This window comes from Pseudomonas brenneri, from assembly GCF_007858285.1.
Classification (GTDB): domain Bacteria; phylum Pseudomonadota; class Gammaproteobacteria; order Pseudomonadales; family Pseudomonadaceae; genus Aquipseudomonas; species Aquipseudomonas brenneri.
Genome location: NZ_VFIL01000005.1, coordinates 280,779 through 294,970, shown reverse-complemented (window position 1 = coordinate 294,970; position 14,192 = coordinate 280,779). Strand labels below are relative to the sequence as shown.

The 14,192-nt window shown below is 61.6% G+C and carries 12 protein-coding genes; 6 read left to right on the top strand and 6 right to left on the bottom strand.

Features of this window, described 5'->3' with window-relative positions:
* Positions 1–58 precede the first annotated feature (58 nt).
* Positions 59–649 carry a YceI family protein gene (locus tag FJD34_RS13145; RefSeq protein ID WP_032857995.1) on the top strand — a complete coding sequence of 197 codons (591 nt, stop codon included), beginning with the start codon at positions 59–61 and terminating at the stop codon, positions 647–649.
* A gap of 1 nt (position 650) precedes the next feature.
* A complete protein-coding gene (locus FJD34_RS13140; protein WP_032857992.1) occupies positions 651–1,808 on the top strand; it encodes a phospholipase D-like domain-containing protein in 1,158 nt (385 codons plus the stop codon).
* Between the two features lie 119 nt (positions 1,809–1,927).
* On the opposite strand, the gene bglX is transcribed toward FJD34_RS13140, so the two are convergent.
* Positions 1,928–4,219, bottom strand: coding sequence for a beta-glucosidase BglX (bglX, locus tag FJD34_RS13135; protein ID WP_090290616.1), 2,292 nt, complete (start codon positions 4,217–4,219; stop codon positions 1,928–1,930).
* 249 nt (positions 4,220–4,468) lie between these two features.
* Between bglX and FJD34_RS13130 the strand changes: the two genes are divergently transcribed.
* The 4 genes from FJD34_RS13130 to FJD34_RS13115 all read left to right on the top strand — a co-directional run bounded on the left by FJD34_RS13130 (position 4,469) and on the right by FJD34_RS13115 (position 7,828).
* Positions 4,469–5,077 (top strand): LemA family protein, encoded by a 609-nt coding sequence (locus FJD34_RS13130; RefSeq protein WP_032857987.1) that lies wholly within the window; start codon positions 4,469–4,471, stop codon positions 5,075–5,077.
* Complete coding sequence (locus FJD34_RS13125; protein WP_032857986.1) at positions 5,077–5,805, top strand: TPM domain-containing protein; 729 nt, start codon at positions 5,077–5,079, stop codon at positions 5,803–5,805. The genes FJD34_RS13130 and FJD34_RS13125 overlap by 1 nt, the downstream gene beginning before the upstream one ends.
* 28 nt (positions 5,806–5,833) lie before the next feature.
* The gene (locus FJD34_RS13120) at positions 5,834–6,451 is read left to right on the top strand and encodes a TPM domain-containing protein (protein ID WP_032857984.1); all 618 of its coding nucleotides are present in this window, start codon (positions 5,834–5,836) and stop codon (positions 6,449–6,451) included.
* 159 nt (positions 6,452–6,610) lie between these two features.
* Positions 6,611–7,828 carry a class I SAM-dependent methyltransferase gene (locus tag FJD34_RS13115; RefSeq protein ID WP_090290617.1) on the top strand — a complete coding sequence of 406 codons (1,218 nt, stop codon included), beginning with the start codon at positions 6,611–6,613 and terminating at the stop codon, positions 7,826–7,828.
* Between the two features lie 49 nt (positions 7,829–7,877).
* Here FJD34_RS13115 and FJD34_RS13110 read toward each other — a convergent pair whose 3' ends face one another.
* From FJD34_RS13110 to FJD34_RS13090, 5 genes are all read right to left on the bottom strand, one after another.
* Positions 7,878–8,777, bottom strand: coding sequence for a DMT family transporter (locus FJD34_RS13110; RefSeq protein WP_090290618.1), 900 nt, complete (start codon positions 8,775–8,777; stop codon positions 7,878–7,880).
* Positions 8,778–8,894: 117 nt separating this feature from the next.
* Positions 8,895–11,462, bottom strand: a complete 2,568-nt coding sequence (locus tag FJD34_RS13105; protein ID WP_090290619.1) for a TonB-dependent receptor — start codon at positions 11,460–11,462, stop codon at positions 8,895–8,897.
* Positions 11,463–11,580: 118 nt separating this feature from the next.
* On the bottom strand, positions 11,581–12,549 hold the full coding sequence (locus FJD34_RS13100; RefSeq protein WP_032857974.1) for a FecR family protein: 969 nt from the start codon (positions 12,547–12,549) through the stop codon (positions 11,581–11,583).
* The gene (locus FJD34_RS13095; RefSeq protein ID WP_032857972.1) at positions 12,546–13,085 is read right to left on the bottom strand and encodes an RNA polymerase sigma factor; all 540 of its coding nucleotides are present in this window, start codon (positions 13,083–13,085) and stop codon (positions 12,546–12,548) included. Before FJD34_RS13095 ends, FJD34_RS13100 begins: the two co-directional genes overlap by 4 nt.
* Before the next feature lie 215 nt (positions 13,086–13,300).
* Entirely contained in the window at positions 13,301–14,188 is an 888-nt protein-coding gene (locus tag FJD34_RS13090) for a dihydrodipicolinate synthase family protein (protein WP_090290620.1), read from the bottom strand.
* Between the last annotated feature and the right edge of the window lie 4 nt (positions 14,189–14,192).

Genomic DNA, 14,192 nt, shown 5'->3' with positions numbered 1-14,192 from the left:
GCTCCTACAAAGGGTCTTTGCTACTGTTCGAGCAGGTTTTTCTCCGCGCGAGTGTTTAATGTTCAACGTATCCGTCTTCAAACCCCTGGCCTTCCTGCTACTGGCCGCCATCGCCGTGCCTGCGCAGGCCGCCTGGTACCTGGATAACGAATCCTCACGGCTGTCGTTCGTCACCACTAAAAACACCGACCTGTCCGAAGTCCATCGCTTCCTGGTGCTGCACGGCAAGGTCGATGACAAAGGCGCGGCGCAATTGGAAGTCGAGCTGGAGTCGGTCAACAGCGGCATCCCGCTGCGCGATGAACGCATGCGCAACGACCTGTTCCAGATCAAGACCCATCCCGATGCGCTGATCAACGCGCAAATCAACCTGCAACCAATCAATGACCTGGCCACCGGCGCACAGCTGGAGTTGCGCCTGCCGCTGTCGGTCACCCTGCACGGCAAGACCCAGGTCTACAACGCCGAATTGCTCGCCACGCGCCTGGATGACCGACGTTTCCAGGTGGTGACCCTGGAGCCGCTGGTGCTGCATGCCAAGGATTTTGATTTGCTTGCCGGTGTGGAAACCCTGCGCAAAGTCGCCGGCCTTGACGCGATCAGCCTGTCGGTGCCGGTGGGTGCGGTGCTGATTTTCACGGCGCGCTGACATGGGCGGCGCGGTGTTCCCTTGGCGCAGCGCGAACCGCTTCGAATTACTCATCGACGGGCCGAACTTCTTCCCGCAGATGCTGGTGGGCATTGCCCGCGCCGAACAGCAGGTGGAACTTGAGCTGTATCTGGTGGAGGCGGGCGCCTGTGCCGAGGCGATGGTCCAGGCGCTGGTGCAAGCGGCCGAGCGCGGGGTCCGGGTGCGTTGCCTGTTCGATGACTACGGCAGCCTGGCCTTTACCCTGGGCCTGCGCCGACGCTTGACCGATGCCGGCGTCGAGTTGCGTTTCTACAATCGCCTGCGCTGGCGGCGCTGGATGCGCAACCTCTACCGTGACCACCGCAAGTTGCTGTTGATCGATCAGAACGTTGCCGTTGTCGGTGGCACCGGTGTCACCGATGAGTTCTGGACCCCAGGCCAGGACACCTGCGATTGGCACGAGGTCATGGTGCAAATCAGCGGCCCGCTGGTGCAGGACTGGCAAGCCCTGTTCGACCGCCAATGGCTGGTCAACGATCACCGCCGCGCCTGGAAACCGGCCCGGCACTTTGGCCTGCCGCGCCTGCCCAAAGTGCCGGCGACCGGGCCGGGCCTGGGCCGGGTGGCGTATGCCGACGCCGGCCAGCACCGCGATATCTTGCAGTCACTGATCCGCGCCTTGAACAACAGCCAGCAACGTATCTGGCTGGCCACGCCGTATTTCCTGCCGACCTGGGGCGTGCGCCGAGCCCTGCGCCGGGCGGCCGGGCGCGGTGTGGATGTGCGCCTGCTACTGACCGGGCCGCGCACCGACCATCCTTCGGTGCGCTATGCCGGGCATCGTTACTACCCGCGCCTGCTCAAGTCCGGGGTGCAGATCTTCGAATACCAGCCGTGCTTCCTGCACCTGAAGATGGTGCTGGTGGACGATTGGGTCAGCGTCGGCTCGTGCAATTTCGATCACTGGAACCTGCGCTTCAACCTGGAGGCCAACCTGGAAGCTTTGGACCCTGAGTTGACGCTGGCGGTGGCGGGCAGTTTCGAGCGCGATTTTGCCCAGAGCCAGGCGGTCAGCCTGCAGGCATGGAAGGCTCGGCCATTGTGGCGTCGGGTGAAGCAGCGGGTGTGGGGCTGGATTGATCGGTTGGTAGTTAACCTGCTGGATCGAAGAGGTTAGGGAACACACCACCAATCCAATGTGGGAGCTGGCTTGCCCGCGCTTGCAGCACCTCGGTGTAATTGATAGACCGAGGTGTCTGCATCGCAGGCAAGCCAACTCCTACATACAGCTTCGAATCAGAGCAGTTCAAAGCTCTGCTGCTGCACATCCTGGGAATCCAACCCGATCTGCACATTGAACTCACCCGGTTCGGCGGCGAACTTGAGCTGGGTGTTGTAGAACTTCAAGTCATCCTCGCTAATGCTGAAGTGCACCACCTTTGATTCGCCGGCCTTGAGCAGGATCTTCTGGAAGTTCTTCAACTCCTTGATCGGGCGGATCATCGAGCCGGCCACGTCCTGGATATACAACTGCACCACGGTTTCGCCATCCACCTTGCCGGTGTTTTTCAGGGTGACACTGGCGTCGAGCTTGCCGGTCTTGTTCAGGGTGGTGGACGACAGCGCCATGTCCGACAGGCTGAACGTGGTGTAGCTCAGGCCATAACCGAACGGGTACAGGGGGCCTGTGGTGTCGTCGAAGTACTGCGAGGTGTAGTTGCCCGGTTTGCCCGGCGTGAACGGCCGGCCAATGGTCAGGTGGTTGTAGTAGGTCGGAATCTGCCCCACCGAGCGTGGGAAGGTGATCGGCAGCTTGCCCGACGGGTTGTAGTCACCGAACAGCACGTCGGCAATCGCGTTGCCGCCTTCGGTACCGGAGAACCAGGTTTCGAGGATCGCATCGGCCTGCTGGTTCTCTTCGAGAATCGACAATGGTCGACCGTTCATCAGCACCAGCACCAGCGGCTTGCCCGTGGCCTTGAGGGCCTTGATCAGGTCACGCTGGCTTTGCGGGATGTTCAGGTCGGTACGGCTGGAGGACTCGTGGGACATGCCACGGGACTCGCCTACGGCAGCCACCACCACATCGGCATTTTTCGCGGCCTTGACCGCTTCGTCGATCAGCACCTGGGCTGGACGTGGGTCATCCACCACTTCCGGGGCATCGAAGTTGAGGAAGTTGAGGTAATCGAGCACGGCTTTGTCGCTGGTGATGTTGGCGCCACGGGCATAGATCACTTTGCCTTTTTCGCCGATCACCGCGTTCATGCCATCGAGCAGGGTCACCGATTGCGCGGGTTTGCCGGCGGCGGCCCAACTGCCCATCATGTCGATGGGGGCCTTGGCCAACGGGCCGACCAGGGCGATGGTCGCGGATTTCTTCAGCGGCAGGGTATCGTTCTGGTTCTTCAACAACACCTGGCTGCGCCGCGCGATGTCGCGGGCTTCGCTGCGGTGCAGGCGGCTGTCGGCATAGGTGTCGACCGGATCATCCTCGACCTTGCCGATACGCAGGTACGGGTCGGCGAACAGGCCCATGTCGTACTTGGCGCCGAGCACTTCACGTACGGCGTTGTCGATATCTTTTTGCTCGATCTCGCCGGACTTCAGCAGCCCCGGCAGTTCCTTGTCGTAGAGCTGGTCGTTCATGCTCATGTCGATGCCGGCCTTGATCGCCAGCTTGGCCGCTTCACGCCCGTCCTTGGCCACGCCGTGCTTGATCAGCTCGAAGATCGCGCCGTGGTCGCTCACGGTCAGGCCCTTGAAGCCCCACTCCTTGCGCAGCAGGTCGTTCATCAGCCAGGTGTTGGCGGTGGCCGGTACGCCATTGATCGAGTTCAACGCCACCATCACGCCGCCGGCGCCGGCCTTGATTGCCGCGTGGTACGGTGGCAGGTAGTCCTGGTACATCTTGACCGGGCTCATGTCGACCACGTTGTAGTCGCGGCCGCCTTCCACCGCGCCGTACAGGGCGAAGTGTTTGACGCTGGCCATGATGCTGTCGGCCTGGGCCGGGCTTGGGCCCTGGAAGGCCTTGACCATCACTTCGCTGATCCGTGACACCAGATAGGTGTCTTCACCGAAACCTTCGGAGGTACGGCCCCAACGGGCATCGCGGGAAATATCGACCATCGGTGCGAAGGTGATGTCGAGGCTGTCTGCCGCCGCTTCCTTGGCGGCAATGCGCCCGGAGCGGCCGATGGCGTCCATGTCCCAGCTAGAGGCCAGGGCGAGGCTGATCGGGAAAATGGTGCGGTGGCCGTGGATCACGTCATAGGCGAAGAACATCGGGATCTTCAGGCGGCTGCGCATGGCCGCGTCCTGCATCGGACGGTTTTCCGGGCGGGTGATGGAGTTGAAGGTACCGCCAATGCGGCCGGCGGCGATTTCCTTGCGGATCATCTCGCGCGGCATTTCCGGGCCGATGCTGATCAGGCGCAACTGGCCGATCTTTTCATCCAGGGTCATCTGCTTGAGCAGGTCGCTGACGAAGGCGTCCTTGTCCTTAAGCGCAGCGGGCTTGGTCTCGGCAACGACAGGGTGACTGGCCAGAGTGGCAACAAGGCCCAGCAAACACAGCTTTTTCATGAATATCCTTTTTCGGCTCACTGCACCGTGTTCAAGGTAAACGCGGTTCGGCCAAAATGTGGGGAACGTCTATTGTTGTTCGGGTGTTGTTCAGATAAATAACGCACACTTCTGAACTCTGATTCGCGTTGGGCATCTTTTTAGCTGATTGATTCGATGCAATCCAGTTACGGTGGCCGATTATGCCCCAAGCGCGTGATGTATAGGGTGAGTCGTCACATTCCATTAAGGTTGGCCAGGAGAAACACCATGCAAGCAGCACAAACTATTCGATGGGGCTGGAAAGCCGCGGCCCTGCTACTGATCAGCAGCGTGCTGAGCGGTTGCGGCATCAACAAGATCCCGACCCTGGACGAACAGGTCAAGGCGGCCTGGGCCCAGGTGCAGAACCAGTATCAGCGGCGTGCCGACCTGATCCCCAACCTGGTGGAAGTGGTCAAAGGCTACGCGGCCCATGAGCAGGACACCCTCACCGCCGTGATCGAAGCGCGCGCCAAGGCAACCTCGATCCAGGTCGATGCCAGCACCCTCGACAACCCGGAAAAACTCAAGCAGTTCCAGCAGGCCCAGGAAGGCTTGAGTGGTGCCCTCAGCCGCCTGATGGTGGTGTCCGAGCGCTATCCGGACCTGAAGGCCAACCAGAACTTCCTGGCCCTGCAATCGCAGCTGGAAGGTACCGAAAACCGTATCAGCGTGGCCCGTCGCGACTTTATCGCCGCCGTGCAGGCCTTCAACACCGAGATCCGTACCTTCCCAGGCCGCCTGTGGCACAGCGTGATGTACAGCGACTTGCCAATGCGCGCCAACTTCGAGGCCACCAGTGCCGATGCCGATAAAGCGCCGCAAGTGAAGTTCTGATGGGCCAGCGCGTTTGGTGGCTGGCGGCGTGGCTGCTGTCTTTTTGCCTGACGGCCCAGGCAGCACCGGACTTTCCGGCGCTGACCGGGCGGGTGGTCGATAACGCACAAATGATCGACCCGCCGGTGCGTGCGCAACTGAGCCAGCAATTGCAGACGCTGGAGCAGACCACCGGCGCCCAGGTCGTGGTGGTCACCGTGCCCGACCTGCAAGGCCTGCCCATTGAAGACTTCGGTTTTCAACTGGGCCGGCACTGGGGCATCGGGCAAAAGGGCAAGGACAACGGCGCGCTGCTGATCGTCGCCCGGGACGAGCGCCAGTTGCGCATCGAAGTGGGTTATGGCCTGGAAGGCGTGCTCACCGATGCGCAGTCGTGGGTGATCATCAACCAGGTGATTGCGCCGGCGTTCAAGGCCGGCAACTTCACCAAGGGCATCAGCGACGGCGTGGCGGCGATGGTGCAAGTGGTTGGCGGTGAACCGCTGGCGGTGCCGGCCCATGTGGCCGACCCCAACTTTGCCAAGGACAACCCGGCGTTCTCCATCGGTCTGTTTATTTTGCTGCTGGTGGTGTTGTGGCTGTGCAACCGCATGGGGCTGCCGGTAGGCGCCATTCTGCTGGCCATTCTCAGCAGCAGTGGGCGTGGCGGCGGTGGAGGCGGGGGCGGCGGCGGTTTCAGGGGCGGCGGCGGTGGTTTTGGCGGCGGCGGGGCTTCAGGTGGCTGGTAATGACAATAACTAAAGAGCATCTACAACCATGGCTTTACTGACTGAACACGAGCAGCGCCAGGTCGCCGAAGCGATCGCCAGGGTCGAGCAACAGACCGACGCTGAACTGGTGACCGTACTTGCCGCCCGCGCCGATGACTACGCCTACATCCCGCTGTTGTGGGCCAGTGTGGTGGCATTGGTGGTGCCGGGGATCGTGCATTACCTGTCGGGTTGGCTGACCATGCACACCTTGCTGCTGGCGCAGTGGGCGACGTTTGTCGTGCTGTGCCTGGTGTTCCGCCTGCCAAAGATCACCACCCATTTGATCCCGCGTTCGGTGCGGCATTGGCGTGCGTCGAACCTGGCGCGCCGGCAGTTCCTGGAACAGAACCTGCACCACACGCTGGGCAGCACCGGGGTGCTGATTTTTGTCAGCGAAGCCGAGCGTTACGTGGAGATCCTGGTGGATGACGGGATTTCCCAGCGCCTGGATGACAGCAGTTGGGATGCCATCGTCAAGACGTTTACCCAGCAGGTGAAACAGGGGCAGACGTTGGCTGGGTTTATCGCCTGCATCGAGGCCTGTGGCGAGTTGTTGAAAGTGCATGTGCCGGTGACGCACACGCGTAATGAACTGCCCAATCGCCTGATCGTCCTCAAATAGTCCAGCTCACACAGATCCCAATGTGGGAGGGAGCAAGCCCCTTCCCACATTGGGATCTGCGGTGGCCGTCTAATCCTACCGTTGGGCAAATAACTCCGTGCCCTGGCGCCCCATCCCCCCTAAAATGTCCGGCATTCCCTGCCCGAGGCGTTTTTGTTCATGTCTGTCACCGCTAAACCCGCCAGCCCTGCGCCGGATCATCACGCCCAGTTCATCGAACTGTTGAGCGCAAGCCTTGGGCAAAACGCCTTTATCAAGCTGGTGCTGGCCAAGTACGTGGGTGAAGAAGCCGAGTTGCAGCGGCTGATCATCAAACCGGTGACGGTCAAGGAGCAGCCGTGCCTGTCCTTCGTCTATCGCTACAAGACCCGTGACATCACCAAGAACTTCTCCGTGGACGACGGGGTGGCGGCGATTGCCGCGCTGCTGCCTGCCTCGTTCAAGAACGCGCACCTGCTGTCGTTGACCGACGAGGCGCAGCTGGAATACAGCAAGAAGAACAAAAGCTCGCTGTTCAAGAGCAAACCCCAGCAACTGCGGGAAGCGCCGTCGGCCGAGCACAACCGCGAGAAGCATCGCTTCCTCGACCTGAATCGGCCGTTCCTCGCCGACCTGGGCGTGACCAACGCCAGGCACGAGCTGATCCCGGCGATGTCGCGCAAGTGGAAGCAGATCAACAAGTTCATCGAAGTGTTCAGCCATGCGCTGACCTCGTCCCCCTTGCAACTGGACCGGCCAGTGCGGGTCGCGGATTTTGGTTCGGGCAAGGGCTACCTGACATTCGCCATCCACGACTACCTGCGCAACACCCTCAAGGCCGAAGGCCAGGTGACGGGTGTCGAGTTGCGCGAAGACATGGTGACCCTGTGCAACAACGCCGCCGCCCGCCTGGAGCATCCGGGGCTGGTGTTCAAGTGCGGTGACGTGCGCAGCGTGGCGCCCAGCGAGCTGGACGTGATGATCGCCCTGCATGCCTGCGACATCGCCACCGACTATGCGATCCACACTGGCATCCGTTCCGGCGCGTCGATCATCATGTGCTCGCCGTGCTGCCACAAACAGATCCGCTTGCAGATCCAGAGCCCGGCGCTGCTCAAGCCGATGCTGCAATACGGCCTGCACCTGGGCCAGCAGGCGGAAATGGTCACCGACAGCTTGCGCGCGTTGTTCCTGGAGGCTTGTGGGTATGAAACCAAAGTGTTCGAGTTCATCTCGCTGGACCACACCAACAAGAACAAGATGATTTTGGCGGTCAAGCGTGCCGAGCCTTCGGATAATGCGCAGTTGCTGGAGAAGATCCGCGAGTTGAAGGCGTTCTACCAGATCAGCGAGCACTGCCTGGAAACCCTGCTGCGCGCCGATAACTACCTGCCCTGAGCCGCACGCAGAACCAAAAGTGTGGGAGCGAGCAAGCCCGCTCCCACAATTAGATTGTATGCGGCTTGGGAGTGGGCGCAGGCTGCACGGCCGTCTTGCGCCCCAGCATCACCGTCACAATCACCCCGCAGGCAAACAGCCAGGTAATCGGCTCGATGTGCTCGCCAAAAAACAACGCGGAAAAGGCGATGGTGAAAAAGATCTGCAGCAGTTGGATCTGGCTGACCCGGGCGATCCCACCCATGGCCAACCCGGCGTACCAGGCAAAGAACCCCAGGAACTGCGAGAACAGCGAGACGTAGCCAAACGCCCACCAGGTGCGGGGCGAAATCGCGCCTTCGTGTTGCAGCGCCAGGTACGCCACCGGCCCGATCAACAGTGGCGTCGACAGCACCAGTGCCCAGCAGATCACTTGCCAGCCCCCCATTTCCTTGGCCAGCCGGCCGCCTTCGGCATAGCCCAGGCCACCCACGGCAATCGCTCCGAGCATCAGCAAGTCCCCGGCCTGGATGCTACCGGCGCCGCTGATCAGCGCATAACCAAGCACCAACGCACTGCCCAACGCCGCGCAGGCCCAGAAGGCTTTTGACGGTCGTTCATGGGACAACCACGCCGCATACAGCGCCACGCACAGGGGTTGCAGGCCGTTGACCAGGGCGCCGTGGGAGGCGGGCAGGGTTTGCATGGCCCAGGCCGACAGCACCGGGAAACCGAGGATCACTCCGGCAATCACCAGGCTCAGGCCGCGTACCTGGCGCCAGGTCGGCCAGGCTTCGCGACGCCACAGCAACAGCAAGGCTGCCGGCACCGCCGCGAACAACGCGCGGCCCAGGCCATTGAGCAACGGATGGATTTCCTGCACCACGATGCGGGTGAAGGGCAGGGTCAGGCTGAAGATAATCACGCCGAGCAGGCCGAGGGCCATGCCGGTGTTTTCGCGCGAATTCATGGGAGAACCGGATCGAATGGGCTGGAAGAGATTGCCCATCTAGCCACAAAGCCCGCAGGACGCGGGCTTACAGCTGGGTGCAGATTGAACCGTACAGTTTCTGAAGGTGTGGGTGGGTTAGAAGAAGCGGGTCACGCTGATCTTGGCATTGCGTCCGACGCTGGTGGCGCTGTCGCCACTCAAGGCCGGCATGTAGCTGCGGTTGAACAGGTTGTCGACGGTGAAGTTGACTTCGGTGCCCTTGAGGTACGCCTGTTGCGGGGTCCATTTGGCAAACAGGCCCTGGGTGTCGTAGCTGTCGTTGGCGTACTGGTCATAAAAACTGTCGCCAAAACCGCTGTTCAGGCCACTTGAATATTTGTCGCTGGGCAGGCGGTCGGTCTTGCGCACGAACTGGCCTTGCCAGCCCACTTGTGCGTCCCAGGCAGGAATCTTGGTGCCCAGCATCGCGACCCATTTGGCCGGTGGAATGTCACGGGCCCAGACGTGGATGTCGGTCGCCCATGGGTTGGTGTAAGGGTTTTCGCGTTTGCCGGTGGCCCACGAGTAGCTCAGGGAGCCGAACAGGTAGGTCGAGTCGTAGTAGCCTTCGAGTTCGAAGCCCTTGATGGTCATGCTGCCGATGTTGCGGTAGTTGGTCTTCGACGCCATGTCGGTGCAGACCTTGGCGATGGAGCCTTCCATGTAGTTCTGTTGCTGGCAGCCGAGGCCAGTGGCCTTGAAAATCTCGTCTTCGATCGTGTTGTGGAACAGCGTCGTGCGCAGTTGCAGGCTGTCGCCGCTGGCAATCACGTTGGCGAAGCTGGTGACATTACCCACGGTAATGGCGGTGATGCGCTCCGGATCGAGGTTGCGGCTGGTGGAGGTGCGGCTGCCCAGGCCCTGGACTTCGTACTGTTCGTCGATCACCGGCGCGCGCCAGGTGCGGCTCCAGTTGGCAAACAGCGCCACGTCCGGGGTGACCTTCCAGAACGCCGCCAGGCGCGGCGACCAGCCGGCATAGGTGCGGTCGCCGTAATCGTGGCCGTAGGCCGGGTCGGGGTTGCTGTAGTACGGCGCGTCGTTGGCTTTGCCACGGTTGACCACATGGTCATAACGCAGGGACGGGGTGATGGTCACGTCGCCCAGGGTTACCGCGTCCTGGATGTAGAACGCGTTGGTGTCGACCTTGCCGTGGGGCATGAACGCCGGCTGGAAATGCCCGTAGTTGTACTCAGGCGTGTCGTACTTTGCGCCGGGCATCCAGCTTTCGGTGTCGCGGATGTGCTTGCGGATCTGCACGCCTGTGGTCAGGGCATGGTCCAGCGGTCCGGTGTTGAAGCGGCTGATGTTGCGCAGCTCAAGAATCTTGTCGGTGTAGGCGGTGTCCATCTTGCGCCCGCCGGTGGACAAACCGATGACGGCAGTGGCGTCGCGTTCGTCGGTCTGGTCGGTGTTGGACTCCGAGTAGCTGAGCTTCATGTCGATCAGCGGGTTGTCCAGGGGTTGGTATTGGTACTTGCCCGACCACGTGGTATCGACGGTGTGGCGACTGGCCAGGAACCGTCTGACGGCCGCATCGTAGCCATAGCGGTCGATATCGCTCTTGCGCGGTGGCGATGGATAGCTTCTGGCCGAGAAGGGCGTCCAACGTTCGCTGTTGGCCCGGGAGTAAGAGAAACCGAGGCTGTGCTCATCGGTGAGGTACATGTTCAGTTTGAACAGCTGACCGTCCACATCCTGGGCGCTGTTGGGCAGGCGCTGCGGGTTGATCGGGTAGTCCTTGCTGTCGTAGTCGCGCTTGTCGGCCAGCTTCATGTCGCCGCCGTCGCGCTTGGTCAGGTAGGCCAGGGCGTCGATGCGGCCGTCGTCGGTGCGGCCATACACGGCACCGCTGTAGACCTGCTCGTGGTCATTGCTGGAGTAGCCGTACTTGAGCATCGCACCGCTGTTGCGCCCGTCCTTGAGCAGGTCCGGTGCATCCTTGGTGACCATGTTGACCGTACCACCGAACCCACCGTTACCGGTGAAAGCCGAGTGCGGACCTTTTTCCACCTCGACGCTCTTGATCATCTCGGGCTCGATAAACACGGTGCCCTGTTGATAACGCTCGAAACCGCTTTTGGTCGCGCCATCGACAGTCATCGGCACGTCTTCAGCTTCACCCATCCCGCGAATGTTGATGATCTGCCCACCCGGTTTCATCGAGCCGCCCATGGTCACGCCCGGCAGCGTCTGTACCAGGCTGGCGATGTTGTTGGGCTGCAGGCGGTCGATATCGGCCTGGGACAGGGTCGAGCGGCCGACGGTGCTGGCATCGACTTGGTTGCCGGTGCCGATCACGCTCAAGGCGTCCAACTGGACGCTGGCGCTGTTGGTGGTGCGGCTTTCTTCGGGGCGCACGACATAGGTGCTGCCCACTTTGATCAGGGTGAATTCGCCGGTCTTGAGCAGGGTGCGGATCGCCACTTCGGGGGTGAAATCGCCGTTGATCGCTGGCGCCTGGATATTCTTCAGCAGGTCCTCATCGAACAGCAGCTGGATTTTTGCCTGTTGCGCCACCTGGCTCAGGGACGTGGCCAACGGTTGGGCCGGCAGTTGCAGTTTGAGCGACTCGGCCTGGGCGGTCAGGCTGACGGTCAGGCAGGCGGCGATCAGGGACGGTCGAAGAAACAGGTGCTGGGCAAGGCAAGGCGCGCGAAACATGAAATCCCCCAAGGCGGCTAAATAGCCAAAAAAGGCATGCGTATCAAACGCAGACCGGAGGAAGACGCGGCAGGAAAAAAAATCCTCACATGCGAATGCAAAATATTCTCATATGGTGTTACTTGCGGGCCTCGATACGGATATTGCCGTCACCCAGGGCCACGGTTTTCACCGGCAACAGAGCCGGCAGGGCATTGAGCAGCGCATCCGGGTCATTCACGTCGAGATTGCCGGAAACTTTCAGGTGCGCCACCGGGCCATCGGCCAAGACCACGGCCTTGGGCCGGTACAGGCTCAACTCATCGAGCAGGCTGGCCAGTTCGCGGTTGCGAAAGGATAAGTGGCCACTGCGCCAGTCGGCGACTTCGCCAGCGGCCAGGTTTTGTTGCTGCACGGAGCCCTTGGCATAGCTGTAGGTCGCCCGTTGCTGGGCGCCGAGCATCACGGCGCTGGCTTTCGGGTCGGGGGCGAAGGCGACCATTCCGTGGGCCACGCTGACCACCAGTTGCTGCTGGCTGCGACGCACATCAAAAGCGGTGCCTACCACCCGCACGTCGGCCTCGCCGGCACGCACGAACAGTGGTCGCTCCTTATCGGGCGCCACCTCCAGGTACAACTGGCCCTGGTCCAGGTGGATCACGCGGCGCTGGGCATCGAAGTCCACCCGCAATCGTGTGCTGGCGTTGACGTACAAGGTGCTGCCATCCGGCAGGTCCAGGGTGCGCATGCCTTTGTCCTGCGCCGCGACCTCGGTGTGATAGAGCCCGCGCGGGGCGCCCAGGTTGCTCGCGAGCAAGGCGCAGACCAGCGCGGCAGCCACGGCCAGCGCCGGGCGCCAAGGCGCTGGCTTGCGTGTGGGCAAGGGCACGGGTTTGTTCAGTTGCTGCAGCTCGCCAAGGTCGGCCCACAGTTGTTCGAATTCGGCGTAGGCACGCGCATGGGCCGGCACGGCCTGCCAGGCGACGAAGGCCTTGCGATCGAGGCTGCCGCCTTCGTTGCGATTGCGCGCAAACCAACTGGCAGCCTGTGCATCGATGTTGTCGTGCTCATCAATTGCGTGGCCGTCGCGGTTGCTCAAGCGGGTCATTCTGGCTGCTCCTTGCCCGGATCTTTTTGAAGTCGCTGCTTGCAGTGCAGCAGGGCAAAGGCGATGTGCTTTTCCACCATGCTGATCGAAATACCCATGCGCTCGGCGATCTGCGCCTGGCTCAAGCCTTCGAAGCGGTGCAGCATAAGGGCTTCTCGCCTGCGGGGCGAGAGTTCGGCGAGGACTTCTTTCAACTGTTCCAGGCGTTGGGTGCGTTGAGCGGCAGCCATGGGGTCGTTTTGCTCGTCGGTGACAGGCTCGGCATCCCATTCGGCCTGCTCGTTGTGGACGATGTGCCGCACTTTCTGTTTGCGCCAGTGATCACGCAACAGATTGCGTGCCATCTGAAACAGAAAGGCCCGTGGCTGCTCGACCTTGGCCCGGTCGCGGTAGTCCAGCCATTGGGTAAAGACATCCTGGGTCATGTCCGCCGCGTCGCTGGCGTTGTCCGTGCGTTTGCGCAGGTAATGCAGGATATCTGCATAAAACCCGCGAAAGGCGTCGGCCGACAACGGGTCGGGCTTGAAACGAGACATGGATATCCTTCTTGACGCAGCATGCTGCAGAAAAGTCGCGAATGATATCGAGAATTATTGCTATTTGTCTCCGTAAATTTAAAGGCCCATGCGATCCAATGTGGGAGCGGGCTTGCTCGCGATTGCGGTGTGTCAGTCACCCAATGATTGACTGATCCACCGCTATCGCGAGCAAGCCCGCTCCCACACAAGCCTATCTCTACACCGGATGGTGTTTAGCGCAGCAAGGTCAGCAGCTTCTGCAACTGCGCCTGGCCCGCCATGTCCAGCGGGAACACCGGCAATCGTGGATCACCGACTTCCAGCCCGGTCATGCGCAAGCCAGCCTTGATCGTCGCCGGCAAGCCACCCTTGAGGATGAAGTCGAGCAACGGCAATTGTCGATAGAACAGTGCGCGTGCCTGGTTCAGGTCGTTGGCCAATACGGCCTGGTACAGGTCCAGGTTGAGTTGCGGGATCAGGTTCGCCGCAGCGGTGCACCAACCCTTGGCTCCGGCGGCGAAGGCTTCCAGGGCCAGTGGGTTGCAGCCGTTGTAGAACGGCACCTGGCCTTCGCTTTGGCGGTACAACTGGTGCATGCGCTGGATATCGCCGGTGCTCTCCTTGACCATCGTCACGTTATCGACGCTGTTGACGATGCGCAGGATCAACTCCACCGACATGTCCGTGCCGCTGGTGGCCGGGTTGTTGTAGAGCATGATCGGCACGCCGACGCTGTCGCCGATGGCCGCGTAGTGCGCAAGGATCTGCGCCTCGCTGAGCTTCCAGTAGGAGGTCGGCAGCACCATCACCACATCGGCGCCCTCGGCTTCGGCAAAGCGCGCGCGACGCACGGCCTTGGCGGTGGTCAGGTCGGACACGCTGACGATGGTCGGGACGCGTTTGGCGACTTTTCGGATGCTGTAGGCGCTGACTTCATCCCACTCTGCATCGCTCAGGTACGCGCCTTCACCGGTGCTGCCCAACGGCGAGATGGCGTGGACGCCGCTGTCGATCAAGCGGTCGATGGACTGGCCCAGGGCGTCGAGGTCTAGGCGGCTGCCGTCGGCGCTGAACGGGGTGATGGTGTAGCCGATGATGCCGTGAATAGTAGGGCTGGACATGGAA